This window comes from Klebsiella sp. MS 92-3 (assembly GCF_000195655.1).
Lineage (GTDB): Bacteria > Pseudomonadota > Gammaproteobacteria > Enterobacterales > Enterobacteriaceae > Klebsiella > Klebsiella pneumoniae.
The window spans coordinates 36,500-61,594 of record NZ_GL882724.1; the positions used below are offsets into that span (position 1 = coordinate 36,500).

Annotated in this window: 22 protein-coding genes; 12 read left to right on the top strand and 10 right to left on the bottom strand. The window is 57.1% G+C overall.

Annotated features, from left to right (window positions below; translation table 11 throughout):
* Positions 1-83: 83 nt before the first annotated feature.
* From degS to zapG, 3 genes are all read right to left on the bottom strand, one after another.
* Positions 84-1,142, bottom strand: a complete 1,059-nt coding sequence (gene degS, locus HMPREF9538_RS24550) for an outer membrane-stress sensor serine endopeptidase DegS (protein WP_002918568.1) — start codon at positions 1,140-1,142, stop codon at positions 84-86.
* 87 nt (positions 1,143-1,229) lie between these two features.
* Entirely contained in the window at positions 1,230-2,597 is a 1,368-nt protein-coding gene (gene degQ, locus HMPREF9538_RS24545; RefSeq protein WP_004174125.1) for a serine endoprotease DegQ, read from the bottom strand.
* 173 nt (positions 2,598-2,770) lie between these two features.
* Positions 2,771-3,169 (bottom strand): Z-ring associated protein ZapG, encoded by a 399-nt coding sequence (gene zapG / locus HMPREF9538_RS24540; protein ID WP_002918565.1) that lies wholly within the window; start codon positions 3,167-3,169, stop codon positions 2,771-2,773.
* A gap of 190 nt (positions 3,170-3,359) precedes the next feature.
* On the opposite strand from zapG, the gene zapE reads away from it, so the two are divergent.
* From zapE to HMPREF9538_RS24515, 7 genes are all read left to right on the top strand, one after another.
* Entirely contained in the window at positions 3,360-4,487 is a 1,128-nt protein-coding gene (gene zapE / locus HMPREF9538_RS24535; RefSeq protein WP_004144945.1) for a cell division protein ZapE, read from the top strand.
* A 265-nt stretch (positions 4,488-4,752) separates the two neighbouring features.
* Positions 4,753-5,181, top strand: coding sequence for a 50S ribosomal protein L13 (rplM, locus tag HMPREF9538_RS24530; protein ID WP_002918559.1), 429 nt, complete (start codon positions 4,753-4,755; stop codon positions 5,179-5,181).
* 15 nt (positions 5,182-5,196) lie between these two features.
* Positions 5,197-5,589 carry a 30S ribosomal protein S9 gene (gene rpsI, locus HMPREF9538_RS0126830; protein WP_000829818.1) on the top strand — a complete coding sequence of 131 codons (393 nt, stop codon included), beginning with the start codon at positions 5,197-5,199 and terminating at the stop codon, positions 5,587-5,589.
* A 57-nt stretch (positions 5,590-5,646) separates the two neighbouring features.
* Positions 5,647-5,931, top strand: a complete 285-nt coding sequence (locus HMPREF9538_RS31330) for a hypothetical protein (protein WP_135801240.1) — start codon at positions 5,647-5,649, stop codon at positions 5,929-5,931.
* Positions 5,901-6,539 carry a stringent starvation protein SspA gene (gene sspA / locus HMPREF9538_RS24525; protein ID WP_002918467.1) on the top strand — a complete coding sequence of 213 codons (639 nt, stop codon included), beginning with the start codon at positions 5,901-5,903 and terminating at the stop codon, positions 6,537-6,539. The genes HMPREF9538_RS31330 and sspA overlap by 31 nt, the downstream gene beginning before the upstream one ends.
* A gap of 3 nt (positions 6,540-6,542) precedes the next feature.
* The gene (gene sspB / locus HMPREF9538_RS24520) at positions 6,543-7,037 is read left to right on the top strand and encodes a ClpXP protease specificity-enhancing factor (RefSeq protein WP_004188423.1); all 495 of its coding nucleotides are present in this window, start codon (positions 6,543-6,545) and stop codon (positions 7,035-7,037) included.
* 124 nt (positions 7,038-7,161) lie between these two features.
* On the top strand, positions 7,162-7,866 hold the full coding sequence (locus HMPREF9538_RS24515) for an N-acetylmannosamine-6-phosphate 2-epimerase (protein WP_004188425.1): 705 nt from the start codon (positions 7,162-7,164) through the stop codon (positions 7,864-7,866).
* Between the two features lie 54 nt (positions 7,867-7,920).
* Here the strand turns inward: HMPREF9538_RS24515 and HMPREF9538_RS24510 are convergent, their stop codons facing one another.
* Both HMPREF9538_RS24510 and gltB read right to left on the bottom strand, forming a co-directional pair.
* Positions 7,921-9,339 carry a glutamate synthase small subunit gene (locus HMPREF9538_RS24510; protein ID WP_002918461.1) on the bottom strand — a complete coding sequence of 473 codons (1,419 nt, stop codon included), beginning with the start codon at positions 9,337-9,339 and terminating at the stop codon, positions 7,921-7,923.
* Positions 9,340-9,348: 9 nt separating this feature from the next.
* Entirely contained in the window at positions 9,349-13,809 is a 4,461-nt protein-coding gene (gene gltB / locus HMPREF9538_RS24505) for a glutamate synthase large subunit (protein WP_002918458.1), read from the bottom strand.
* Positions 13,810-14,482: 673 nt separating this feature from the next.
* On the opposite strand from gltB, the gene HMPREF9538_RS24500 reads away from it, so the two are divergent.
* Positions 14,483-15,415, top strand: coding sequence for a TIGR01212 family radical SAM protein (locus HMPREF9538_RS24500; RefSeq protein WP_002918455.1), 933 nt, complete (start codon positions 14,483-14,485; stop codon positions 15,413-15,415).
* A 51-nt stretch (positions 15,416-15,466) separates the two neighbouring features.
* Here HMPREF9538_RS24500 and HMPREF9538_RS24495 read toward each other — a convergent pair whose 3' ends face one another.
* On the bottom strand, positions 15,467-16,750 hold the full coding sequence (locus tag HMPREF9538_RS24495) for an MFS transporter (protein WP_004188427.1): 1,284 nt from the start codon (positions 16,748-16,750) through the stop codon (positions 15,467-15,469).
* An 85-nt stretch (positions 16,751-16,835) separates the two neighbouring features.
* On the bottom strand, positions 16,836-17,852 hold the full coding sequence (locus HMPREF9538_RS0126835; protein ID WP_002918451.1) for a Zn-dependent oxidoreductase: 1,017 nt from the start codon (positions 17,850-17,852) through the stop codon (positions 16,836-16,838).
* A 296-nt stretch (positions 17,853-18,148) separates the two neighbouring features.
* Between HMPREF9538_RS0126835 and uxuA the strand changes: the two genes are divergently transcribed.
* The 4 genes from uxuA (at position 18,149) to mtgA (ending at position 23,307) form a co-directional block, all read left to right on the top strand.
* Positions 18,149-19,213: a mannonate dehydratase gene (gene uxuA / locus HMPREF9538_RS24485; protein ID WP_009484007.1), complete on the top strand. Its 1,065-nt coding sequence runs from the start codon at positions 18,149-18,151 to the stop codon at positions 19,211-19,213.
* A gap of 145 nt (positions 19,214-19,358) precedes the next feature.
* A complete protein-coding gene (gene arcB, locus HMPREF9538_RS24480; RefSeq protein WP_009484008.1) occupies positions 19,359-21,698 on the top strand; it encodes an aerobic respiration two-component sensor histidine kinase ArcB in 2,340 nt (779 codons plus the stop codon).
* 233 nt (positions 21,699-21,931) lie between these two features.
* Positions 21,932-22,585, top strand: a complete 654-nt coding sequence (gene elbB, locus HMPREF9538_RS24475) for an isoprenoid biosynthesis glyoxalase ElbB (RefSeq protein ID WP_004181418.1) — start codon at positions 21,932-21,934, stop codon at positions 22,583-22,585.
* Positions 22,582-23,307, top strand: coding sequence for a monofunctional biosynthetic peptidoglycan transglycosylase (gene mtgA / locus HMPREF9538_RS24470; protein ID WP_002918435.1), 726 nt, complete (start codon positions 22,582-22,584; stop codon positions 23,305-23,307). The genes elbB and mtgA overlap by 4 nt, the downstream gene beginning before the upstream one ends.
* A 63-nt stretch (positions 23,308-23,370) precedes the next feature.
* On the opposite strand, the gene npr is transcribed toward mtgA, so the two are convergent.
* The 3 genes from npr to ptsN are packed head-to-tail and all read right to left on the bottom strand — an operon-like array spanning position 23,371 to position 25,028.
* On the bottom strand, positions 23,371-23,643 hold the full coding sequence (gene npr / locus HMPREF9538_RS24465) for a PTS phosphocarrier protein NPr (protein ID WP_002918431.1): 273 nt from the start codon (positions 23,641-23,643) through the stop codon (positions 23,371-23,373).
* Positions 23,640-24,494, bottom strand: coding sequence for an RNase adapter RapZ (gene rapZ / locus HMPREF9538_RS24460; protein ID WP_002918428.1), 855 nt, complete (start codon positions 24,492-24,494; stop codon positions 23,640-23,642). Before rapZ ends, npr begins: the two co-directional genes overlap by 4 nt.
* 45 nt (positions 24,495-24,539) lie before the next feature.
* The gene (gene ptsN, locus HMPREF9538_RS24455; protein WP_009484009.1) at positions 24,540-25,028 is read right to left on the bottom strand and encodes a PTS IIA-like nitrogen regulatory protein PtsN; all 489 of its coding nucleotides are present in this window, start codon (positions 25,026-25,028) and stop codon (positions 24,540-24,542) included.
* Positions 25,029-25,095 lie beyond the last annotated feature (67 nt).

Below are 25,095 nucleotides of genomic sequence, written 5' to 3' on the forward strand. Positions count from 1 at the left end.
GGCCACGGGACTGACACTAACTACGGCGGGGGGCGGCGCGCCGCCGGGCGCGCGCGCGGCCGCGGGGGGGGGGGGGGGCCTGTTTAGTTGGTGGCCGGGTATTCCTGGACGGCGATATGGAGCGTGATTTTCTTATCATCACGCATGATGACCACCGGAATTTCCGAACCCGGGCGGATCTCGGCCACCTGATCCATCGTCTCCAGCGCCGAGACGGCGGGTTTGTCATTCACGGAGATGATTACGTCGTTGGCGCGGATCCCGGCTTGCGCCGCTGGACCGTCCGGGGCCACATCGTTAACGACGATCCCCTGAATCTGATCGATCCCTCCGCCCTGCGCGTGCAGCGGGGCGATCTCCCGGCCGCTAATGCCGATATAGCCGCGGATCACCCGGCCATCGCGGATCAGTTTATCCATAATTTTGGTCGCTAACTGGAACGGGATCGCAAAGCCAATGCCTTCCGGCGTTTCGCCGTCATTGCTCTTGTCAAAGGAGAGGGTGTTAATCCCCATCAGCTCGCCGAGGGAGTTCACCAGCGCCCCGCCGGAGTTACCGTGGTTGATCGAGGCGTCAGTCTGCAGGAAGTTCTGGCGGCCGGTCGGATTGAGGCCAATGCGCCCTGTGGCGCTGATAATCCCCTGGGTGATGGTCTGCCCCAGGTTATAAGGGTTGCCAATCGCCAGCACCACGTCGCCGATGTGCGGCGTGCGTTTCGGATTGATCGGGATCACCGGCAGCCCGCCGGTAGCATTGATCTTGAGCACGGCGAGATCGGTGAGGGAATCGGATCCTACCAGCAGCGCTTCGAAGACGCGGCCGTCCTGCAGGGCGACGATAATCTGATCGGCATCGTTGATAACATGCTTGTTGGTCAGGATATAGCCGCGCTGATCCATAATCACCCCTGAGCCAAGCGTCAGCTGATTATGGCTGGTGCTGTTAAGGGCGCGGTTATAGACGTTCACCACGGCGGGCGCCGCGCGGCGCACCGCGGCGTTATAGCTCGCCGGGGAGTCGTCTGCCGTATCGTTCTGGGTAGTCGGCGCCAACTGCCACTGGCGCAGCGAGGGCATCAGGGCCAGCAGCAGACCCCCGACAAGCAAACCGATGAGTACTGAACGTAATAACTTTCCAGGCATGATGCAGATATCGTTAATGAATGGTCAGGCGCAGCATAGCATGAGTTGTCCGGACATCGCACATGGCGGCGATGCCCGGAGAGACAATCAGCGCAGCAGCAGATAGATGCTTTCGTTGCCGCGGATCACGTTCAGGGCGATGACCGGCGGTTTGCCTTCGAGCGCTTTGCGCAGTTCGGCAATTGAGTGAATACGCTGCCGGTTAAGGCCAATGATAATGTCATCCTTATGCAGACCGACCTGGGCGGCGGCGCTGCCTTTATCCACATTATCGATCACCACTCCTTTGGTGCCATCTTTCATCTGGCCGTCGCTGAACGAGGCCCCCTGCAGCGCCGGGATAATCAGTTCCGCGCTGGCGGTTGAGGAGGTGCTCTTATCCAGGGTCACTTCGACATCGACCGGCTTTCCATCGCGCAGCAGGCCCAGTTTGACCTTGGTACCCGGCTCGGTGGTGGCGATCCGCGAACGCAGTTCGGCGAAACTGTTCAGCGGTTTGCCGTTCAGACTCACGATGACGTCCCCGGATTTAATCCCCGCTTTGGCGGAGCCGGAGTTTGGCAGGACTTCACTGACGAAGGCGCCGCGCTGAACGTTGAGATTCATCGCTTTGGCGATGTCGGCGCTCATTTCCATGCCTTTAATGCCCAACAGGCCGCGCTTGATTTCGCCAAACTGAATAAGCTGGTCGGCGAGGGTTTTCGCCATATTGCTTGGAATGGCAAAGCCGATGCCGATGCTGCCGCCGCCCGGCGCGAGGATCGCGGTGTTGATCCCGATAAGCTCGCCGTTGAGGTTCAGCAGCGCGCCGCCGGAATTGCCGCGGTTAATCGAGGCGTCGGTCTGAATGAAATTCTCCAGCCCTTCAAGGTTCAAGCCGCTGCGGCCAAGGGCAGAGATAATGCCGGATGTGGCGGTCTGGCCAAGGCCGAACGGGTTGCCGACGGCGACGGCGAAGTCGCCGACGCGAAGTTTATCAGAGTCAGCAATGGCGATTTGCGTCAGGTGGTCTGGCTTAATCAGCTGCAGCAGAGCGATATCGCTCTGTTCATCGCTCCCGACCAGTTTGGCATCGAACTCACGGCCATCGTTCAGCTGGACGCTGATCTTCTGCGCCTGATTGATGACGTGGTTATTGGTCAGCACATAGCCTTTCGCCGCGTCGATGATAACGCCGGAGCCGAGCCCTTCAAACGGCTGCGCCTGCTCCTGCGGGGCGTTATCGCCAAAATATTTTTTCAGCTCTTCCGGCATATTGAGCGTCGGCGAGGCAGTGCCTTCCACCTGTACGCTAACCACCGCCGGCAGAACCTTTTCCAGCATCGGCGCCAGGCTTGGTAACGCGCCCTGGCCGGGCACCTGAGTCGGTAAGGATGCCGCTGCCGGAGGCAGGACCGACAACGATAACCCAATGCTTAACGCTAACGCACTCAACAGCAAAGTCTGTTTCTTCATTAGATGCTGGCTCTCGTAACCTGAGGTGTATGGAAAAATGTCCTGAATAACCTGATGTTATTGAATTTTTGCACAGGTAACAACGTGGGGACTGGTTTAAATTGTAGCCGGGAAGTGGGGGAAGGAGCGGGCGCGACGGGCGCGCCCGGAGAATATTTTAATCGCAGCGAGGCTTAATCGCGTTTTGCGCCTCCGCGCAGTAAACCGGATGCGCCCTCGGAGTAGTCGCGCGGCATCTGGACCGGCGCCTGATCGTTACTGGCTTCAGACTCTTCCAGACGGTTGCGGAACGGGTTGGCGTCTGCCATCGAGTCCGGCAGCAGGTTGTTAGAGCTTTTCGCCATATGCTGATATAGCTGACGATAGTCGTGCGCCATGTTATCCAGCAGTTCGGCGCTACGCGCAAAGTGGCTCACCAGCTCTTCACGGTACTCTTCAAGCTCGGCTTTATTCTTTTCCAGTTCGTACTGCAGCGCCTGCTGTTGGCGCAGTTTGCGGTTGCCGAAACGCATGGCGACGGCACCAATGATGATACCGACGACTAACCCAATTAGCGCGTATTCCCAGGTCATGAACATCTCCCGTTGTATTGTGGTTCCGTAGGGTGGCTCTTAGGCTCTCCGCCTGCGCCCGATAGTGCCACTATAACCGCTAATTCCACAGAAGTGGAATCCTGGCGTATCATCGCGTAGTGTAGAACGGCCTTTTTTTCGTCAATCGTGAGCTTCGGCATTACGGTTTTCAAGGAATAACAATTAGATCATGCAAAGCCTGTCTCCAACATCGCGTTACCTTTTAGCCCTGAAAGAGGGCAGCCATCAACCCGACGACGTCCAGCAAGAAGCGGTGAGCCGCCTTGATACCATTTACCAGGAACTGCAGACGCAGCCCGCGCCGGTCGCGTCAGGCGGCGGTTTGCGCGCGAAATTCGGCAAACTGCTGGGTAAGCGCGAGCCGGCTGCCGGGACGGCACCTGTCCGCGGCCTGTATATGTGGGGCGGCGTGGGGCGAGGCAAAACCTGGCTGATGGACCTGTTTTACCAGAGCCTGCCGGGCGAGCGTAAACAGCGCCTGCATTTCCATCGTTTCATGCTGCGCGTACACGAAGAGCTGACCACCCTGCAGGGACATAGCGACCCGCTGGAGATCGTCGCCGACCGCTTTAAAGCGGAAACCGACGTGCTCTGTTTCGACGAGTTTTTTGTCTCCGATATTACCGACGCCATGCTGTTGGGCGGGCTGATGAAAGCCCTGTTCGCCCGCGGCATCACCCTGGTGGCGACCTCCAATATTCCGCCGGATGAACTCTATCGCAATGGCCTGCAGCGGGCCCGTTTTCTACCGGCGATCGACGCCATCAAGCAGCATTGCGATATTATGAACGTCGATGCCGGCATCGATTATCGGCTGCGTACCCTGACGCAGGCGCACCTGTGGCTGTCGCCGCTGAATAACGACACCCGCGAACAGATGGATAAATTGTGGCTCGCGCTGGCGGGCGCGCCGCGCGCTGCCGGGCCGACGCTGGAGATTAACCATCGCGAGCTGCCTACCCTCGGCGTAGAAAACCAGACGCTGGCGGCGTCATTCGCCACGCTATGCGTGGATGCGCGCAGCCAGCATGACTATATCGCGCTCTCCCGACTGTTCCATACGGTGATGCTGTTCGACGTGCCGGTGATGACCGCGCAGCTGGAGAGCGAGGCCCGCCGCTTTATCGCTCTGGTGGATGAGTTCTACGAGCGCCATGTAAAGCTGGTGGTCAGCGCGGCAGTACCGCTGTACGACATTTACCAGGGCGAGCGGCTGAAGTTTGAGTTCCAGCGCTGTCTCTCGCGTCTGCAGGAGATGCAGAGCGAAGAGTACCTCAAACGTCCGCATATGCCCTGACAGGGGACTTTTTCAGGCGGATTCAGGGCCGCAAGGCCGCCCCGGGCGCGGCCTGAAAAATCTCATAAAGGGGTCGATCTTTGACCCCGACTTCTCTATAATCTTGCGACCCCACGTTACGAGAAGGTTTTTTTCCCGAAACTTTCTATGCGCCGGCATAGGCTATTCGAAGGGGTAGGTTTGCTGGACAATGTCGTGTGAACCTCAACTGACTAAACGTTTGGGTGTTCACCAACGTGTAACTTATTATTTGGGTAAGCTTTTAATGAAAACTTTTACAGCTAAACCAGAAACCGTAAAACGCGACTGGTATGTTGTTGACGCGACCGGTAAAACTCTGGGCCGTCTGGCTACTGAACTGGCTCGTCGCCTGCGCGGTAAGCACAAAGCGGAATACACTCCGCACGTTGATACCGGTGATTACATCATCGTTCTGAACGCAGAAAAAGTTGCTGTTACCGGCAACAAGCGCGAAGACAAAATGTACTACCACCACACCGGCCACATCGGTGGTATCAAAGAAGCGACCTTTGAAGAGATGATTGCCCGCCGTCCTGAGCGTGTGATTGAAATCGCGGTTAAAGGCATGCTGCCAAAAGGCCCGCTGGGTCGTGCTATGTACCGTAAACTGAAAGTTTACGCGGGTAACGAGCACAACCACGCGGCACAGCAACCGCAAGTTCTTGACATCTAATCGGGATTATAGGCAATGGCTGAAAATCAATACTACGGCACTGGTCGCCGCAAAAGTTCCGCAGCTCGCGTTTTCATCAAACCGGGCAACGGTAAAATCGTTATCAACCAGCGTTCTCTGGAACAGTACTTCGGTCGTGAAACTGCCCGCATGGTAGTTCGTCAGCCGCTGGAACTGGTCGACATGGTTGAGAAACTGGATCTGTACATCACTGTTAAAGGTGGTGGTATCTCTGGTCAGGCTGGTGCGATCCGTCACGGTATCACCCGCGCTCTGATGGAGTACGACGAGTCCCTGCGTTCCGAACTGCGTAAAGCTGGCTTCGTTACTCGTGACGCTCGTCAGGTTGAACGTAAGAAAGTCGGTCTGCGTAAAGCACGTCGTCGTCCGCAGTTCTCCAAACGTTAATTGTTTTCTGCTCACGCAGAACAATTTGCGAAAAAACCCGCTTCGGCGGGTTTTTTTATGGATAAAACGGCTGTTATCCACAAGCATAGCGCCGGTTCTCGCCACTTTTTCAGCATTTCCAGAATCCCCTCACCACAACGTCTTCAAAATCTGGTAAACTATCATCCAATTTTCTGCCCAAATGCTGGTGATTGTTCATTTTTTGTTTTATTCGTGAACGAAGGTGACATCGCGCTAATGGGGTTTTTACATCTGGCTGGTCATGAGTGGCCGGCAGCAGTACAAAATTCTGAATATACCTGGAGGTTTTCATGGCTGTCGCTGCCAACAAACGTTCGGTAATGACGCTGTTTTCTGGTCCTACTGACATCTATAGCCATCAGGTCCGCATTGTGCTGGCCGAGAAGGGTGTCAGTTTTGAGATAGAGCACGTGGAGAAGGATAACCCGCCTCAGGATCTGATTGACCTCAACCCGAATCAAAGCGTACCGACGCTGGTGGATCGTGAGCTCACTCTGTGGGAATCCCGCATCATTATGGAGTATCTGGATGAGCGTTTCCCGCACCCGCCGTTAATGCCGGTTTATCCGGTGGCGCGTGGTGAAAGCCGCCTGTATATGCAACGTATCGAGAAGGACTGGTATTCGCTGATGAACACCATCCAGAGCGGTACCGCAGCGCAAGCTGATGCTGCGCGTAAGCAGCTGCGTGAAGAATTGCTGGCCATCGCGCCGGTCTTCACCCAGAAACCTTACTTCCTGAGCGATGAGTTCAGCCTGGTGGACTGCTACCTGGCGCCGCTGCTGTGGCGTCTGCCGGTTCTTGGTGTGGAGCTGGTTGGCGCTGGCGCGAAAGAGCTCAAAGGCTATATGACTCGCGTATTTGAGCGTGATTCCTTCCTCGCTTCTTTAACTGAAGCCGAGCGTGAAATGCGCCTCGGTCGGGGCTAAATAATGGATGTATCACAGCTGACGCCGCGTCGCCCGTATCTGTTACGGGCGTTTTATGACTGGCTGCTGGATAACCAGCTGACGCCGCACCTGGTGGTGGATGTGACGCTGCCGGGCGTGCTCGTGCCGATGGAGTACGCGCGCGATGGGCAAATCGTTCTCAATATTGCCCCGCGTGCGGTAGGCAATCTCGAGCTGGCGAACGACGAAGTGCGCTTCAACGCGCGCTTTGGCGGGGTACCACGCAACGTGTCTGTCCCGCTGGCTGCGGTACTCGCCATCTACGCCCGTGAGAACGGCGCTGGTACGATGTTCGAACCGGAAGCGGCCTATGACGAAGACGTCAGCAGCCTCAACGATGATGACGTCGCGCCGGAGAGTGAAAGCGATACGGTGATGTCGGTGATCGATGGCGATAAGCCGGATAATCACGACGACGATCCTGACGACACGCCGCCGCCGCGCGGTGGTCGCCCGGCGCTGCGCGTGGTGAAGTAAATCCCTTCTCTGACAGGCCCTGCGGGGCCTGTTTTTTTGTCTGTCCGCTTTGTTAACTCTGCCACAAACGAGGCGTCCCATGGCTGGTATCGTCATCGCCACAGGTAGTTTTTAGGGAGCAGACATGTCTTTACTCGCACAACTGGACCAGCGTATCCGTCATCATGGCGGATTAATTGTCTCCTGCCAGCCGGTGCCGGGCAGTCCGCTGGATAATCCCGCTATCGTCGCGGCAATGGCGCTGGCGGCTGAGCAGGCGGGAGCGGTAGCGCTGCGCATCGAAGGCCTGGCCAACCTGCAGGCCGTTCGTCCGTTAGTGACAGTGCCCGTTATTGGGTTGATCAAACGCGATTTGCCCGATAGCCCGGTGCGTATTACGCCATGGCTGGAAGATATCGACGCGCTGGCGCAGGGCGGAGCGGATATTATTGCTATTGACGGCACCCAGCGTCAGCGTCCGGCGTCAGTGTCGGCGCTATTAGCAGAAATTCATCAGCTGGGAAAAGTGGCGATGGCCGATTGCTCATCTCTCGACGATGCTCTCGAGTGCTGGCAGTTGGGGGCTGAGATTGTCGGGACGACTCTCTCCGGCTATACCGCAGAGGAGACGCCGGATGAGCCGGATCTGGCGCTGGTGCAATGCCTGAGCGTTGCGGGCTGCAGAGTGATTGCCGAAGGGCGCTATAACACGCCTGCCCAGGCGGCGGAGGCGATGCGTTGCGGCGCGTGGGCGGTGACCGTCGGCTCGGCGATTACCCGCCTGGAGCATATCTGCGGCTGGTATAATACGGCGCTGAAAGCGGCGGTTTGCCCGGCGAATGAGCAATAAAAAAGCCCGATGACGTTAACCATCGGGCTTTTATGCGTGAGGCTCCGGACCTAATCAGACTTCAAGGTAGTTGAGGATCCCGTCCGCCGCTTTACGGCCTTCGGCAATCGCGGTGACCACCAGATCGGAACCGCGAACGATATCGCCACCGGCGAAGATTTTCGGGTTGCTGGTCTGGAAGGCGTTTTCGCTGCCTTCCGGGGCGATAATACGGCCCTGGGAGTCCAGCTCGACGCTGTGCTTCGCCAGCCACTCCATGCTGTGCGGACGGAAGCCAAACGCCATGACTACGGCGTCAGCCGGCACCACGTGCTCAGAGCCGGGGACGATCTCCGCGCGGCGGCGGCCCTTCGCATCCGGCTGGCCCATTTCGGTGCGCGCCATCTTCACGCCGCAAACCTTACCGTTGGCATTCACTTCCACGCCCAGCGGCTGGACGTTAAACTGGAACTCAACGCCTTCTTCGCGCGCGTTTTTCACTTCGCGTTTTGAGCCAGGCATGTTCTCTTCGTCACGGCGATAGGCGCAGATCACGTGCGCCGCATTCTGACGGACGGAGGTGCGTACGCAGTCCATCGCGGTGTCGCCACCGCCGAGCACCACCACGCGTTTGCCTTCCATGCTGACATAGGGCTCATCGGCGGTTTCACCAAAGCCCATGATCTGCTTAGTGTTAGCGATAAGGAACGGCAGCGCGTCGTAAACACCCGGGGCGTCTTCGTTGTCCAGTCCACCGCGCATCGACTGATAGGTCCCGACGCCGAGGAACACCGCATCGTACTCCTTCAGCAGGTCGTCGAGCTGCACGTCGCGGCCCACTTCGGTATTGAGTTTGAACTCAATGCCCATGCCGGTGAAGATCTCCCGGCGGCGGGTCATCACCTCTTTTTCCAGCTTGAACGCTGGGATACCGAAGGTCAGCAGGCCGCCGATTTCCGGATGGCGGTCAAATACCACCGCCTTGACGCCGTTACGGGTCAGCACGTCGGCGCAGGCGAGGCCCGCCGGGCCAGCGCCGATGATCGCGACGGTTTTACCGGTCGGCTTCACGTCGGAGAGATCCGGACGCCAGCCCATCTCGAATGCCTTATCGTTGATATAGCGTTCGATGTTGCCGATGGTCACCGCGCCGAACTCATCGTTCAGCGTACAGGAGCCTTCACACAGGCGGTCCTGCGGGCAGACGCGCCCGCAGACTTCCGGCAGAGTGTTGGTTTGATGCGACAGCTCGGCCGCTTCAAAAATACGCCCCTCGTTGGCCAGCTTCAGCCAGTTCGGGATGTAGTTATGCACCGGGCACTTCCATTCGCAGTACGGGTTGCCACAGGAGAGGCAGCGATCCGCCTGCGCCTTGGCCTGGCCTTCTGAAAACGGCTCGTAAATTTCCACAAACTCAATTTTACGGATCTTCAGCGGTTTCTTTGGCGGATCAACGCGCTGCAGGTCGATAAATTGATAAACGTTCTGACTCATCTTAACCCCTTACTGCGCCTGCACCCGCAGCTCAGCTGCGGAACGACTACGGTGACCCAACAGTGCTTTAACATCGCTGGACTTTGGTTTAACCAGCGCAAACTTCGCGGAGAAGGCCGGCCAGTTGGCGAGGATCTCTTCGCCGCGTTGCGAACCGGTAAGCTGTACGTGCTCGGTGATTAAACCGCGCAGGTGCTCTTCATGGATGGCCAGAGAATCAACGTCCAGCACTTCCACCAGCTCCGGGTTCACGCGTTTGCGGAAGTCGCCATCTTCATCCAGGACATAGGCAAAGCCGCCGGTCATCCCTGCGCCAAAGTTGACGCCGGTTTTTCCGAGCACGCAGACGATGCCGCCGGTCATATATTCGCAGCCGTTGTCGCCGATGCCTTCCACCACGGTGATGGCGCCGGAGTTACGCACGGCGAAACGCTCGCCCGCGCGGCCTGCGGCGTACAGACGACCACCGGTCGCTCCGTACAGGCAGGTGTTGCCGATAATACTGGCTTCATGGCTGCGGAACGCAGAGCCCACCGGCGGACGAATGGCCAGCAGACCGCCCGCCATGCCTTTCCCGACGTAGTCGTTGGCGTCGCCAGTCAGATGCAGTTCCACGCCGCCGGCGTTCCACACGCCGAAGCTCTGGCCCGCGGTGCCGCTAAAGTGAGCGACGATCGGGTCGCCCGCCAGTCCCTGGTCGCCATGGGTCTGGGCGATATACCCGGACAGCGAGGCCCCCACGGAGCGGTCGGTGTTACGGATATCAAACCAGAACGTCTTGCTCTGCTTTTCATCCACGTACGGTTTCGCCTGCTGCAGCAGCTGGGCGTTGAGCACGCCGTTATCGAAAGGTGGGTTGTTCTCGGTGCAGTACAGCGCTTTGCCCGGATGCGGCTCTGCGGTCTCCAGCAGTTTACCCAGATCTAGTTTCTGCTGCTTGGCGGTGAACCCATCCAGCTCTTTGAGCAGATCGGTGCGGCCAATCAGATCCACCAGACGCTTGACGCCCAGCTGGGCCATCAGCTCGCGGGTCTCACGGGCGATAAATTCAAAGTAGTTGGTCACTTTGAACGGCAGACCGTGATAGTGATTCTTACGCAGTTTGTCATCCTGGGTCGCCACGCCGGTAGCGCAGTTGTTCAGGTGGCAAATACGCAGGTATTTACAGCCCAGCGCGACCATCGGGCCGGTACCGAAACCGAAGCTCTCCGCGCCGAGGATCGCCGCTTTGATGATATCGAGGCCGGTTTTCAGGCCGCCATCCACCTGCAGACGGATCTTATGACGCAGACCGTTGGCAACCAGCGCCTGCTGGGTTTCCACCAGGCCGAGCTCCCACGGGCAGCCGGCATATTTCACCGAAGAGAGCGGGCTCGCCCCGGTGCCGCCGTCGTAGCCGGCGATGGTGATCAGGTCGGCATAGGCTTTGGCCACGCCGGTGGCGATGGTGCCAACGCCCGGCTCAGAAACCAGTTTGACCGAAATCATCGCTTTCGGATTGACCTGCTTGAGGTCGAAAATCAGCTGCGCCAGATCCTCGATAGAGTAGATATCGTGGTGCGGCGGCGGGGAAATCAGCGTGACGCCCGGTACCGAATAGCGCAGTTTGGCGATGTACGGGGTGACTTTATCACCCGGCAGCTGGCCACCTTCACCCGGTTTCGCCCCCTGGGCGACTTTGATCTGGATGACGTCGGCATTGACCAGGTAGGCTGGCGTGACGCCGAAGCGGCCGGAAGCGACCTGCTTGATGCGCGACACTTTATTAGTGCCGTAGCGCGCCGGGTCTTCACCGCCTTCACCGGAGTTGGAGAAGCCGCCGATGCTGTTCATCGCTTCCGCCAGCGACTCGTGCGCTTCCGGGCTCAGGGCGCCGATCGACATCGCCGCGGTATCGAAGCGTTTAAACAGCTCCTTCGCCGGCTCTACTTCGTCGATGCTGATAGCGTCTTCGCCTGGGTTGAGCGCCAGCAGGTCGCGCAGCGTGGCCGCTGGACGTTCGTTAACCAATTTCGCGTATTGTTGATAATCGCTGTATTCGCCGCTCTGCACGGCCTGCTGCAGGGTGCGCACCACGTCCGGGTTGTAGGCATGATATTCGCCGCCGTGCACATATTTCAGCAAACCGCCCTGGGCCAGTGGCTTACGCGCCAGCCAGGCGCGTTTCGACAGATTCAGCAGATCCTGCTGGAAGTCGTCGAAGCTGGCGCCGCCGATGCGGCTGACCACGCCCTGGAAGCAGAGCTCGGAGACATCGCGATGCAGACCGACCGCTTCGAACAGCTTCGAGCAGCGGTAGGAGGCGATGGTCGAGATCCCCATCTTGGACATGATCTTATACAGACCTTTATTGATACCGTTGCGATAGTTCAGCATCACCGCACGGTACGGTTTATCGATGGCTTTGCTGTCGACCAGCTTCGCCAGCGTTTCGTAGGCGAGGTATGGATAGATAGCCGTCGCCCCAAAGCCGAGCAGCACGGCGAAGTGGTGCGGATCGCGGGCGCTGGCGGTTTCAACGATGATGTTGGCATCGCAGCGCAGGCTTTTATCGACCAGACGGGTCTGGATCGCGCCAACGGCCATCGGCGCCGGTACCGGCAGACGGTCTTTGGCGATGTTGCGGTCAGAGAGCACCAGCAGCACGGTGCCGTCGCGCACCATTTGCTCCGCTTTATCGCACAGCGCTTTCACCGTCTCGCTGAGGGAGGCCTCTGCCGGGTTGAACGTGATATCGAGGACGTCGGCGCGATAGTGCTCTTCTTCCATCGTCGTCAGCTGTTTAAAATCGGAGTACAGCAGGATCGGCGATTTGAAGCTCAGACGATGCGCCTGGCCTTCCGCTTCGCAGAAGACGTTCATTTCGCGACCGATGCTGGTAGCCAGCGACATGACGTGCGCTTCGCGCAGCGGGTCGATCGGCGGGTTAGTCACCTGGGCGAACTGCTGACGGAAGTAATCGTAGATAATGCGCGGCTGGCTGGAGAGCACGGCGAAAGGCGTGTCATCGCCCATCGAACCGACTGCTTCCTGGCCATTTTCGCCGAGCACGCGCAGGACGGAGTCCAGCTCTTCCGCGCTGTAGTTAAACTGTTTCTGGTAGCTGGCGAGCGTGTCGTCATCCAGCTGGCGGCTGCCAACCTCTTCGTCCGGCAGATCTTCGAACGGCACCAGGCGACGAACGTTTTTCTCCATCCACTCTTTATACGGATGGCGGCTCTTCAGATCGTCATCGGTTTCCGCTGAGTGCAGAATGCGTCCGGCACGGGTATCGATAACCATCAGCTCGCCCGGGCCCACGCGGCCTTTCTCGACCACTTCGTCAGGCTGGTAATCCCAGATGCCGACTTCGGAGGCGCAGGTGATGAGCTTATCTTTGGTAATGACGTAGCGCGCCGGGCGCAGACCGTTACGGTCGAGGTTACAGGCCGCGTAGCGGCCATCGGACATGACGATGCCCGCCGGGCCGTCCCACGGCTCCATATGCATGGAGTTAAAGTCGAAGAACGAACGCAGCTCCGGATCCATATCCGGGTTGTTCTGCCAGGCTGGCGGCACCAGCAGACGCATGGCGCGCACGATGTCCATCCCGCCGGCCAGCAGCAGCTCCAGCATGTTGTCCATAGAACTGGAGTCGGAGCCGGTTTCGTTAACGAACGGCGCGGCGTCGTGCAGGTCTGGGATCAGCGGGGTCTGGAACTTATAGGTACGGGCGCGGGCCCACTGGCGGTTGCCGGTAATGGTGTTAATTTCACCGTTGTGCGCCAGGTAGCGGAACGGCTGCGCCAACGGCCAGCGTGGTACGGTGTTGGTGGAGAAGCGCTGGTGGAACAGGCAGATAGCCGACTCCAGGCGCAGGTCCGCGAGGTCCAGGTAGAAGCGCGGCAAATCCGCCGGCATACACAGACCTTTATAGATGTTGACCAGATTGGACAAGCTACAAACGTAGAAATCTTTGTCTTCCTGCAGACGTTTTTCAATGCGACGACGCGCAATAAACAGACGGCGCTCCATATCGCGCGGGCGCCAGCCAGCCGGGGCGTTGACAAAGATTTGCTCAATACGGGGCAGCGAGGAGAGGGCGATTTCACCGAGCACGCCTTCGTTGGTCGGCACATCGCGCCAGCCGACAATCGACAGGGTCTCAAGCTGAAGTTCTTCTTCAACGATGCGGCGCGCCGCTTTAGCCAGCTCAGGATCTTTATTCAGGAACAGCATCCCAACGGCGTAGTTTTTGGCTAAACGCCAGCCGCGCTCTTCGGCAACGATGCGGAAGAAACGATCGGGTTTTTGCAGCAGCAGACCGCAACCGTCGCCGGTTTTACCATCGGCAAGGATTGCGCCACGGTGCTGCATGCGGGCCAGTGCGTGTATTGCGGTTCGCACTACCTTGTGGCTAGGTTCGCCTTCTATGTGGGCGATCAGGCCGAAACCACAGTTATCCCTCTCAAGGGATTTGTCGTACAACATATCAGTGAACCTCCCCAGGCTCTACGGACACCCTCCGATACCGATTGCGCACAGGCACAGAAAGAGCATGGCGACGGGGTTTACACCTCGCATTCGCCCTCTTTAAATCCTTTTCGCATCGGTACACAAGTTTGAGGACTTGCTGTTAAGAGGGAATCTCAATTACTGCATAAATATGATGAGCAGAGTGCTCATCCAGAAAGCTTCCAGCGGATTCCCAACTTATCGGGAATCCACACTTACGTCAAATGGCAATCTTATTAATACAAAAATGTGCTATACCCAAGTTAACTAATTGTTATTAAAGAAAATAATGGCAATTTTTATGCTTTGAATACGCCTGCTGGTGGTGCGGCTAGTGTGATCTGTCTCACTGTGCACGCGGCTTTGCATTACCAATATGCGCTGAAATATATTTCATTATTAGCATATTTGACTGCAATATTTTTAACTACTGGACATTAATACCGTTTTTTACCAGAAAGCAGATTAGGGCAATGCGAAGATAAAATATAAGGAAAACTCATCACCTGGTGGTTGAATGAAATTGCAGTAATCTTGATTGTTTATGCAATAGGGTTGGTCGCCGCGCTGACGATTGATCCAGGTCATCGCCGTCGGTGACGAAAAGTGGCAGGCTTGGCCCCCTTTGTTGAGGGCGGTCTATCAGATTATGCAGTTACAGAAATTAGTCAATATGTTTGGTGGGGATCTTATGCGTCGCTATGGCGAAAAGGTCCATAAGCTAACGCTGCACGGCGGTTTTAGCTGCCCAAACCGCGACGGCACGCTGGGCCGCGGCGGTTGCACTTTCTGTAACGTGGCATCGTTTGCCGATGAGGCGCAGCAGCATCGCTCTATCGCCGAACAGCTCGCTCATCAGGCGCAGCTCGTCAACCGGGCGAAGCGCTATCTGGCCTATTTTCAGGCCTACACCAGCACCTTCGCTGAAGTGCAGGTGCTCCGTTCAATGTATCGTCAGGCCGTCAGTGCCGCAAATATCGTTGGCCTGTGCGTCGGCACCCGCCCGGACTGCGTTCCGCAGGCGGTCCTTGACCTGCTGAGTGAATACCATCAGCAAGGGTATGAGGTATGGCTGGAGCTGGGGCTGCAAACTGCTCATGACAAGACCCTGCATCGCATTAACCGTGGACACGATTTCGCCTGTTATCAGCGTACCGCGCGCCTGGCGCGAGAGCGGGGGCTGAAAGTCTGTGCGCATCTGATCGTCGGTCTGCCAGGAGAGAGCCAGGGGCATTGTCTGCAGACGCTGGAGCAGGTAGTGGCGACCGGCGTGGATGGGATCAAATTGCATCCACTGCATATTGTGAAAGGCAGCATTATGGCCAAAGCGTGGCAGGCCGGGCGTCTCGATGGCATTGAGCTGGAGGCGTATACCGTCACCGCTGGAGAGATGATCCGCCATACGCCGCCGGAGGTGATCTACCACCGTATTTCCGCCAGCGCCCGTCGGCCCACGCTGTTGGCGCCGCTGTGGTGTGAAAATCGCTGGACCGGCATGGTTGAACTGGATCGTTATCTGAATCAGCAGGGCGCTCAGGGCTCGGCGCTGGGCCGTAGCTGGGTTGCTCCCCAGGCTGAGTGAGAAGTACGAGCGTGATGTCCGGAACAATGCCGGACATCGCGCTCCTGCCATTTATGCCTGGCTGGCTTTCATCGTCACACGCGGAGTTTTGATCACGAACAGCACCAGCAGGGCGCCAAGCGCGGCGATAGTGCCGGCGAGAACGAAAGCGCTGTCAAATTTACCAGTAGACTGCACGATATAGCCGGTAACAATCGGCCCCACGATGCCGGAGACGCTGCCGATAAGATGGATAAAGCCGCTGGCGCCGCCGACGCGGGATTTATGCACCACGTCCTGGATAATCGCCCAGTAGATCGCCCCGGTTACATAGAGGAAAAAGATGGAGACCGACATCAGCAGAACGGCAGGCACGACGCTGCTGACGGTACCCGCCAGTCCCACGCAGATAGCGGCCATCAGCAGGCATACCACCAGCACAATTTTGCGCGACAGCAGCAGGCGCCCGGTGAGTTTAAAAATTTTATCGGAAATATAGCCCCCAAGCGCCAGACCGACAAAGCCGACTATCCATGGGATCATAGTGGTAAGGCTCATCTGTTTAATATCCAGATGGTGCTGTTGTACCAGATAGGACGGGAACCAGCTGAGAAAGAAAAACAGAATATAGTTGTAGCAGAAGAAGGCAAAGGCCGTTACCAGAATAATTGGCTGTTTCAAATAATAACCCAGCGAGTGAGTTGTTTGATTTTCTATTGTTTCCAGCGCGACTTCTTCTTCTTTCATTTTATTAATCAGCTTAAGTTCTTCCTGGCTGACTTTTTTGTGCTTTTCGGGCGAATTAGCGGCAATGAAAAACCACGCTATCATCCATACAATACCGATAGCGAAAATAATCATAAAAGCCGGGCGCCAGCCGAATGCCAGGGCCAGGTAACCGACGATGGGGCCGGCGACCGCGCCGCCCAGCGGAGAGCCTGCGCTGAGAAAGCCGACGGCGGTAGCCGCTTGCTTTTTAGGAAACCAGCCGTTGATCATCTTGTTCGCCGATGCGCAGATCGGGCCTTCCGCCATCCCGAAAAGCACCCGCAGCACCAGCATGGAATAAAAGCCGGTGGCTACCGCGGTTAAGCCGCAAAACAGCGACCACAGACCGACCGCCAGGCCCATTACCAGCGTTGCGCCAAACTTATCCACGGCCAAACCGCCAATAAAATTAAATACCGCGTAGCCGAAGAAAAAGCTGCCGAAAATAATGCCGAATTGTTCAGCGTTAAGTGCAAGGTCCTTTTCAATCATCGGGACCGTAATGGATAATGCCACCCGGTCCAGATAATTTATCATATATACTAAAAATAATAACAGGACGATAATCCAGCGGATATTTTTTCCCATGATAACACCATGCTCATTATATTATTTATATCAGGCGCGGCGGATACGCAGATATCCGTCGGCCGTTATTCTATACGATGCCGGTTTAACCCAGTTGCAGCAGCACTTTGCAGCAGGTCTTACGGTCGTTAGCAAAAATCTCCATGGCCTCTTTCACCTGCTCCAGCGGCATACAATGGGTGATTAACGCCTCCGGACGAATAAGGCCTTTCTCCATCCAGTCGATGACCAGCGGAAAACGCCCGCTGTTCAGCCGGGAGGAGAAAATAGAAATTTCTTTACTGGTGATGCTTTGCTGAGTGAGGGTTGAGGCCTCGCCGGAGAAACCGAGTATACCGATGCGGGCGGCGGGGGAGGCGAGGAGAATGGCTTCCTGCAGGATCGCCGGGTGGCAGGCGGCATCAATGACCAGCGTGGGGGCAAGCTGCCGCTGCGCCAGCTGTTCCGCGAGCGGCTGGTCAGTGTTATCGAGCGTCAGATCGGCGCCGTTTTCCCGGGCCATCTGCAGACGTTCGGCAATGCGATCCACGACGATCACCTGCTTAACGCCATATACCCCCTTTAGCGCCTGAATGATTGTCAGCCCCATCGGGCCAGCGCCGTAAACCAGGGCAATATCTTGCGCCGTGGGCTGCAGCTGGGCGGTAATATTTGCCGCGATGGTAAAAGGCTCAACCATCGTTGCCTGACGGTCGCTGATAGCCTCGGGGATGCGCCAGGCATTTTTCGCCGGCACGCAGGCATAGTCGCTAAATCCCCCGTCGCGGTGAACTCCTATGACCTGGAGCTGCGTACAGACATTCGGCCTTCCTACCGAGCAAGGATAACAATGGCCGCAGCTGACAACGGGGTCCACCGCGACACGCTCGCCGATGCGTGCCGGAGATACCTGCTCGCCGACGGCGTCGATGATGCCATAGAATTCATGGCCGATGACGCGGGGATATTTCGCGAAAGGGTTGTGGCCGTGATAGATGTGTACATCGGAACCACAGATCCCGGCAAAAGCAATTTTCACCCGTACTTCATGGGCGCCCGGAACTGGAACCGGACGTGATTCAATGTTCAGTTGGCCTGGCTCTTTGACGACGACGCTTCTCATTTTGATTCCTTCCATTGTCTTTTTTCTGAACAAATTACGCTACTTTTATTACCATACAAGTATGCAAAAGATCATAATCAGGCTTGGATCACATTTGAGAAAGCTCGGCAGAAAAAGCCATGGCATGATTAATCTATTGAAATAAATTGAAAAAAATTATGAATGCACCGACGCATTCACCGCTGGCGAGCCGGTCGGCAGGAATGTGATCGCTATCACGACAGCCAACGATCAATCATCTATGATTACTGGTATGGTAGTAGGGTAAATTAAACTAAGTTGAGCAGGTGAAGACAATGCAGATGACAATGCGCTGGTTTGGACCAGAGGAAGACAAGATTTCATTAGAACATATTCGCCAGGTGCCTGGCGTTGAGGGGGTGGTCGGCGCGCTCTACGACGTCGCGGTGGGCGAAGTATGGCCGGTGGATAAAATTGAGCGTCTGGTCGGTCAGGCCCATGCCACAGGCCTGAAAATGGAGGTGATCGAGAGCGTCAACATCCATGACGACATCAAAATCGGCCTACCTACCCGTGACCGCTATATTGCCAACTACCAGCAGACCATCCGCAACCTTGCCCGCTTTGGCGTTAAAGTCATCTGCTATAACTTCATGCCGGTTTTCGACTGGATGAAGACGGATATGAACTACGTCCTGCCGGATGGCTCGCTGACGATGGCGTTTGAGAAGAAAGATATCGATAAGCGGCTGGAAGACGTGGTGAAGGAGGTGCTTGAGAATTCAAACGGCTTCGCCTTGCCGGGCTGGGAGCCGGAACGGCTGGCGGAGGTGCAGACCCTGTTTGCCAAATATAGCGCGGTGGATGATCAGAAGCTGCGGGAGAACCTGGTTTATTTTCTGCAGGCGGTGATCCCGGTTTGCGAAGAGGTTGGGGTGAAAATGGCGATCCACCCGGACGACCCGCCGTACTCCATTTTTGGCCTGCCGCGGGTGGTCAAAAACCGCGACGATCTGGACTGGATCTGCCGGGCCGTCGATTCACCCGCCAACGGCATTACGCTCTGCACCGGCTCGATTGCCGAAGATCCTGATAATGACGTGTACGCCATCCTGGCCGAATTTACGCGGCGTAAGCGAATTCATTTTGCCCACGTCCGCAATATAAAGCTGATGCAGGATAAAGACTTTTACGAGTGCGCCCATCCGTCAGAGTACGGCTCCCTGGATATGTACAAAGTGATGCAAGCGCTGTATGACAACGGATTCGACGGCTATATTCGCCCGGATCATGGTCGCTTTATCTGGGGAGAGACCGGACGGCCGGGCTATGGCTTGTTCGACCGCGCCCTCGGCGTGACCTACCTGAAAGGACTCTGGGAGGCGTTAAGCAAGCGTTAATCCCTCTCCTGATCCCCTCTTTTGCGGCTGGTTCGCCTCAGCGGCCGGCCGCCGTATCGACTCCTGCCCGCATTTTTTGCACAACTTACAGCGCATTGCTCAGAATTGAGTATTATTGTGCGGAGTTGTCGTGAAGGAATCCCCTATGAAGCAAATTCGTATGCTGGCGCAGTATTATGTCGACCTGATGATGAAGCTGGGTCTGGTCCGCTTTTCGATGCTGTTGGCTCTTGCGCTGGTGGTGCTGGCCATCGTGGTACAGATGGCGGTTACCATGGTGCTGCATGGCCAGGTTGAAAGTATCGACGTTATCCGCTCTATCTTCTTTGGCCTGCTGATCACGCCTTGGGCGGTCTACTTTCTCTCGGTGGTGGTGGAGCAGCTCGAAGAGTCCCGTCAGCGTCTTTCGCGGCTGGTGGACAAGCTGGAGGAGATGCGTGAGCGCGATCTAAAGCTGAACGTCCAACTGAAAGATAACATCGCGCAGTTGAATCAGGAGATTGGCGAACGTGAAAAAGCGGAAGCCGAGCGCGAGACTACCCTCGAGCAGTTGAAGATTGAGATGAAAGAGCGTGAAGAGACGCAGATCCAGCTCGAACAGCAATCCTCCTTTCTGCGCTCTTTCCTTGATGCTTCCCCGGACCTGGTCTTCTATCGCAATGAGGATAAGGAGTTTTCAGGCTGTAACCGGGCGATGGAGCTGCTGACCGGCAAAAGCGAGAAACAGCTGATCCACCTCAAACCGCAGGACGTCTATAGCGAAGAGGCGGCGGAAAAGGTACTGGAGACCGACGAGAAGGTGTTCCGCCATAATGTATCGCTGACCTATGAGCAGTGGCTGGACTATCCCGATGGCCGCAAAGCGTGCTTTGAAATCCGCAAGGTCCCCTACTACGATCGCGTCGGTAAGCGTCGCGGCCTGATGGGCTTCGGCCGCGATATCACCGAACGTAAACGCTATCAGGACGCTCTTGAGCGCGCCAGCCGGGATAAAACCACCTTTATTTCCACCATCAGTCATGAGCTGCGTACCCCGCTAAACGGGATCGTCGGGCTGAGCCGAATTTTGCTGGATACCGAACTGACCAGCGAGCAGGAAAAATACCTGAAAACTATCCATGTCTCGGCGGTGACGCTGGGGAATATCTTCAATGATATTATCGACATGGACAAAATGGAGCGCCGCAAGGTGCAGCTCGATAACCAGCCGGTGGACTTCACCAGCTTCCTTGCCGACCTTGAAAACCTATCCGGCCTGCAGGCACAGCAGAAGGGGCTGCGCTTTGTGCTGGAGCCGAGCCTGCCGCTGCCGCATAAGGTAATCACGGATGGGCCCCGCCTGCGGCAGATCTTGTGGAATCTTATCAGCAACGCCGTGAAGTTTACCCCGCAGGGCGGAGGGGTGAACGTCCGCGTGCGCTATGACGAAGGCGATATCCTGCACTTCGAAGTGGAAGACTCCGGAATTGGTATTCCTGAAGCGGAACAGGACAAAATTTTCGCCATGTATTACCAGGTCAAAGACAGCCACGGCGGCAAACCGGCCACCGGAACCGGGATTGGTCTCGCCGTCTCGCGTCGCCTGGCGCGTAATATGGGCGGTGATATCAGCGTTACCAGCCAGCCGGGTAAAGGGGCGACCTTTACGCTTACCGTCCATGCGCCTGCCATTGCGGAAGAAGTGGAAGATACGCTGGCGGAAGACGACATGCCATTACCGGCGCTCAACGTGCTGCTGGTTGAGGACATTGAGCTCAACGTTATTGTGGCCCGTTCAGTGCTGGAAAAACTGGGTAACAGCGTTGATGTGGCGATGACCGGGAAAGCCGCGCTGGAGATGTTTGAGCCAGGCGAATATGACCTTGTGCTGTTGGATATTCAGTTACCGGACATGACCGGACTGGATATTTCCCGGGAACTGAAACAGCGCTTTGCCGCTGACGAGCTACCGCCGCTGGTCGCCCTCACCGCCAACGTGCTGAAGAATAAAAAAGAGTATCTCGACGCCGGGATGGACGATGTGTTGAGTAAGCCGCTATCGGTGCCAGCGCTAACGGCCATGATCAAGAAATTCTGGGATGCACCGGATGAGGAAGCGCAGGAAGCGCCGGCGGCCGATCTGCATAAAGCCGACGCGGTGCTGGATACCGATATGCTGGAGCAATATATCGAGCTGGTGGGACCGAAGCTTATCAACGATGGTCTCGCGGTGTTTGAGAAGATGATGCCGGGCTACATGTCCGTTCTGGAGTCTAATCTGACCGCCCGCGACCAAAAAGGGATTGTCGAAGAGGGGCATAAGATCAAAGGGGCGGCCGGTTCTATCGGACTGCGCCACATCCAGCAGCTGGGCCAGCAGATCCAGACTCCGGATCTGCCTGCCTGGTCTGATAATGTCGCTGAATGGGTTGAAGAGATGAAATCCGAGTGGCAAAACGATGTAGCGGTACTGAAGGCGTGGGTGGCGAAAGCCAGCAAAAAATGACCCCGGACAGACCGGGGTGCGCGAATACTGCGCCAACACCAGGGAACTGGTGGTTGAGCCAGTGTTGTTTGAGTGATGTTGTTACGTGGCGCAACCGAAGAAGTGGATTGCTCGCTCATTAAGATAGCAAAGCTTAACTAATTTGTTACATGAATCAGTAAAATATGTGAAGCATAGCGAGTTAATCGACATTTTTGACTGGTTTCAGCGAGTTGCATGGAGGAGCGAAAGCGATGAAAAAAATTGGTGTGGTACTGGGCGGCTGCGGCGTGTACGACGGCAGTGAAATCCATGAGGCGGTGATTACCCTGCTGGCGATCGCGCGCAACGGCGCGCAGGCAGTGTGCTTTGCGCCCGATAAACCGCAGCGCGATGTCATCAACCATCTGACCGGGGAGGCGATGCCAGAGCAGCGCAATGTGCTGGTGGAAGCAGCGCGTATCGCCCGCGGCGACATCCTGCCGCTGGCGCAGGCGCGTGCGGAGACGCTGGACGCGCTGATCGTCCCTGGCGGCTTCGGCGCGGCGAAAAATCTAAGCAGCTTCGCCGCCGAGGGCAGCGAATGCCAGGTGGATCCCGATCTGCGGGCCCTGGCGCTGGCGATGCATCAGACCGGCAAGCCGCTGGGCTTTATGTGCATTGCCCCGGCGATGCTACCGAAGATCTTTGCGTTTCCGCTGCGGATAACCATTGGGACCGATCTTGATACCGCCGATGTGGTGGAAGAGATGGGGGCAGAGCACGTGCCTTGCCCGGTCGACGACATCGTGGTGGATGAAGACAACAAAGTGGTCACCACTCCGGCGTATATGCTGGCGGAGGACATTGCGCAAGCCGCCACCGGAATTGAGAAGCTGGTGGCCCGCGTGCTGGCGCTGAGCGCATGAGGCTCCGCGTTGCGCCCTTTGCGCTGCTGAAACGTCTGGCATTGCGTCTGCTGCTGATCGCCGCCGTCCTCTGGGGCGGGGGGATCGCGCTGTTTAGCGTGCTGCCGGTGCCGTTTTCGGCGGTGATGCTTGAGCGGCAGGTGAGCGCCTGGCTGTCCGGTGATTTCCATTATCTGGCGCATTCCGACTGGGTTGCCATGGATAAGATCTCCCCATGGATGGGGCTGGCGGTGATTGCCGCCGAAGATCAGAAGTTCCCGGAACACTGGGGGTTCGACGTGTCGGCGATTGAGAAAGCGCTGGCGCACAATGAGCGGCATGATACCCGGATTCGCGGCGCGTCAACGCTGTCGCAGCAGACGGCGAAAAACCTGTTTTTATGGGATGGCCGCAGCTGGCTGCGTAAGGGGCTGGAAGCCGGGCTGACTGTCGGGATCGAAACCGTGTGGAGTAAAAAGCGGATCCTGACCGTCTACCTGAATATTGCCGAGTTCGGCGATGGGATATTTGGTGTGGAAGCGGCCGCCCAGCGCTATTTTCATAAACCCGCCAGTCAGCTGACGCCGGGGGAAGCGGCTCTGCTGGCCGCGGTGCTGCCGAACCCGATCCGCTATCGCGCCGATGCGCCGTCAGGCTATGTGCGCAGTCGTCAGGCCTGGATCTTACGCCAGATGCGACAGCTGGGCGGGGAAGGGTTCATGCGCGAGCATAAGCTCTATTAGCGGGTTACTCCGGCGCCGGGGCTGGTACAATCGCCAGTCGTCCGCCGCCGGGAAGCGTCACGTTTAGTCTTCGTCAAAGCCAGCGTTAAACAGGGCAATCACCGCGGCGAGGGCTTCAACTTCCTGCGGACCGCTGGCCTCCACCTCTATCTGTCGCCCTTTCGCCGAGTCCAGCATCAGCAGGGCAATCACGCTGTTGGCTTCCGCCTCCGTGCCTTCATCGTTGCGCAGCAGTACTTCGGCATCGAAATTCTGCATCAGTTCGAACAGCTTCATCGCCGGGCGGGCGTGCATGCCCAGCTTATTGGTGATTTCAACGGTCTGCTTTACGGTCATGATTTACGTTTTTCCAGCGTCCGATGACGAGACTGCACGTTCTTGCCGCGCGAGCGGAAGTAGTCAGCCAGTTGTTCAGCAATATAAACCGAACGATGTTTACCGCCGGTACAGCCAATGGCCACCGTCAGATAGCTGCGATTGTTGGTCTCCAGCATCGGTAACCATAGCTCAAGATAGCTTCGGGTCTGATAAATAAAGTTGTGCACTTCAGTGTGCCGATCGAGGAAGGCGGCCACTGGTTTATCCAGACCGGTCATTGGACGCAGTTTCGGATCCCAGTGCGGGTTGGGCAGAAAGCGCACGTCAAAGACGTAATCGGCATCGATCGGAATACCGTGCTTGAAGCCGAAGGATTCGAAGACCATCGTCAGTTCACGCTCGCGTTTACCCAGCAGTCGGGTACGCAGCATCTCGGCCAGCTCATGCACCGACATTTCCGACGTATCGACGATCAGATCGGCGCGGGAGCGCAGGGGCTCCAGCAGATCGCTCTCTTCGTCGATGGCGCTTTCCAGCGACAGATTCTTGCTGGAGAGCGGGTGCAGGCGACGGGTATCGCTGTACCGGCGGATCAGGGTATTGCGGTCGGCATCAAGGAACAGCAGCTGCGGAGAAAAACATTCCGGCAGATTCTGCATCGCCTGCTCGAAGATCTCCGGGGATTCCGGCATGTTACGCACGTCGATGCTGACGGCCGCGGAGATATTACGGTCAGCCAGCGACCGCGCCAGGTCGGGCAGCAGCACGACCGGCAGGTTATCCACGCAGTAAAAGCCCATATCTTCCAGCGCTCGCAGAGCGACGGATTTCCCCGAGCCCGAGCGGCCGCTGACGATCATCAGTACCATGTACCGTTTCTCCTCAGTACGATAAAGGATAAGGTGCGACTGCCGTTATGCGTCATCGCTGCTTCCTGCTTCGGTGATGATCTCATACAACTCTTCATCGCTCTGCGCCGCGCGCAGGCGACGACAAATCGCTTTGTCCGCCAGCCGTTTGGCCACCAGGGAGAGCGTATGCAGGTGAGTTTTTGTCTGGTCGGCCGGCACCAGCAGCGCGAACAGCAGGTCGACAGGTTGATTGTCGATCGCGTCGAAGGCGATGGGGGTTTCCAGCTGGACAAAAACGCCGACAGCACGCAGCGTATCCTCTTCCAGTTTTCCGTGGGGAATGGCGATACCATTGCCGATCCCGGTACTGCCCATTTTTTCGCGGGTGAGGATCGCTTCGAACACCACCTGCGGCGGCAAACTTAACTGTTTGGCGGCCAGTTCGCTGATGATTTCCAGAGCACGCTTCTTGCTCTGGCAGTGCACCTGGCTACGGGTACATTCCTGGTTCAGGACGTTGCTCAGTTGTAGAGCCGAATCTTTTTTCATCATAATTTCCCCTGAGCCCCCCCGCGCCCGTCGCCGATGATATCCAGCGGCGGGCGCAAGGGGGCCCGGG

Coding starts and splice junctions, on each gene's coding strand:
- degS (WP_002918568.1), bottom strand. CDS start 1,142: ATGCCTGGAAAGTTATTACGTTCAGTACTCATCGGTTTGCTTGTCGGG.
- degQ (WP_004174125.1), bottom strand. CDS start 2,597: ATGAAGAAACAGACTTTGCTGTTGAGTGCGTTAGCGTTAAGCATTGGG.
- zapG (WP_002918565.1), bottom strand. CDS start 3,169: ATGACCTGGGAATACGCGCTAATTGGGTTAGTCGTCGGTATCATCATT.
- zapE (WP_004144945.1), top strand. CDS start 3,360: ATGCAAAGCCTGTCTCCAACATCGCGTTACCTTTTAGCCCTGAAAGAG.
- rplM (WP_002918559.1), top strand. CDS start 4,753: ATGAAAACTTTTACAGCTAAACCAGAAACCGTAAAACGCGACTGGTAT.
- rpsI (WP_000829818.1), top strand. CDS start 5,197: ATGGCTGAAAATCAATACTACGGCACTGGTCGCCGCAAAAGTTCCGCA.
- HMPREF9538_RS31330 (WP_135801240.1), top strand. CDS start 5,647: ATGGATAAAACGGCTGTTATCCACAAGCATAGCGCCGGTTCTCGCCAC.
- sspA (WP_002918467.1), top strand. CDS start 5,901: ATGGCTGTCGCTGCCAACAAACGTTCGGTAATGACGCTGTTTTCTGGT.
- sspB (WP_004188423.1), top strand. CDS start 6,543: ATGGATGTATCACAGCTGACGCCGCGTCGCCCGTATCTGTTACGGGCG.
- HMPREF9538_RS24515 (WP_004188425.1), top strand. CDS start 7,162: ATGTCTTTACTCGCACAACTGGACCAGCGTATCCGTCATCATGGCGGA.
- HMPREF9538_RS24510 (WP_002918461.1), bottom strand. CDS start 9,339: ATGAGTCAGAACGTTTATCAATTTATCGACCTGCAGCGCGTTGATCCG.
- gltB (WP_002918458.1), bottom strand. CDS start 13,809: ATGTTGTACGACAAATCCCTTGAGAGGGATAACTGTGGTTTCGGCCTG.
- HMPREF9538_RS24500 (WP_002918455.1), top strand. CDS start 14,483: ATGCAGTTACAGAAATTAGTCAATATGTTTGGTGGGGATCTTATGCGT.
- HMPREF9538_RS24495 (WP_004188427.1), bottom strand. CDS start 16,750: ATGGGAAAAAATATCCGCTGGATTATCGTCCTGTTATTATTTTTAGTA.
- HMPREF9538_RS0126835 (WP_002918451.1), bottom strand. CDS start 17,852: ATGAGAAGCGTCGTCGTCAAAGAGCCAGGCCAACTGAACATTGAATCA.
- uxuA (WP_009484007.1), top strand. CDS start 18,149: ATGCAGATGACAATGCGCTGGTTTGGACCAGAGGAAGACAAGATTTCA.
- arcB (WP_009484008.1), top strand. CDS start 19,359: ATGAAGCAAATTCGTATGCTGGCGCAGTATTATGTCGACCTGATGATG.
- elbB (WP_004181418.1), top strand. CDS start 21,932: ATGAAAAAAATTGGTGTGGTACTGGGCGGCTGCGGCGTGTACGACGGC.
- mtgA (WP_002918435.1), top strand. CDS start 22,582: ATGAGGCTCCGCGTTGCGCCCTTTGCGCTGCTGAAACGTCTGGCATTG.
- npr (WP_002918431.1), bottom strand. CDS start 23,643: ATGACCGTAAAGCAGACCGTTGAAATCACCAATAAGCTGGGCATGCAC.
- rapZ (WP_002918428.1), bottom strand. CDS start 24,494: ATGGTACTGATGATCGTCAGCGGCCGCTCGGGCTCGGGGAAATCCGTC.
- ptsN (WP_009484009.1), bottom strand. CDS start 25,028: ATGATGAAAAAAGATTCGGCTCTACAACTGAGCAACGTCCTGAACCAG.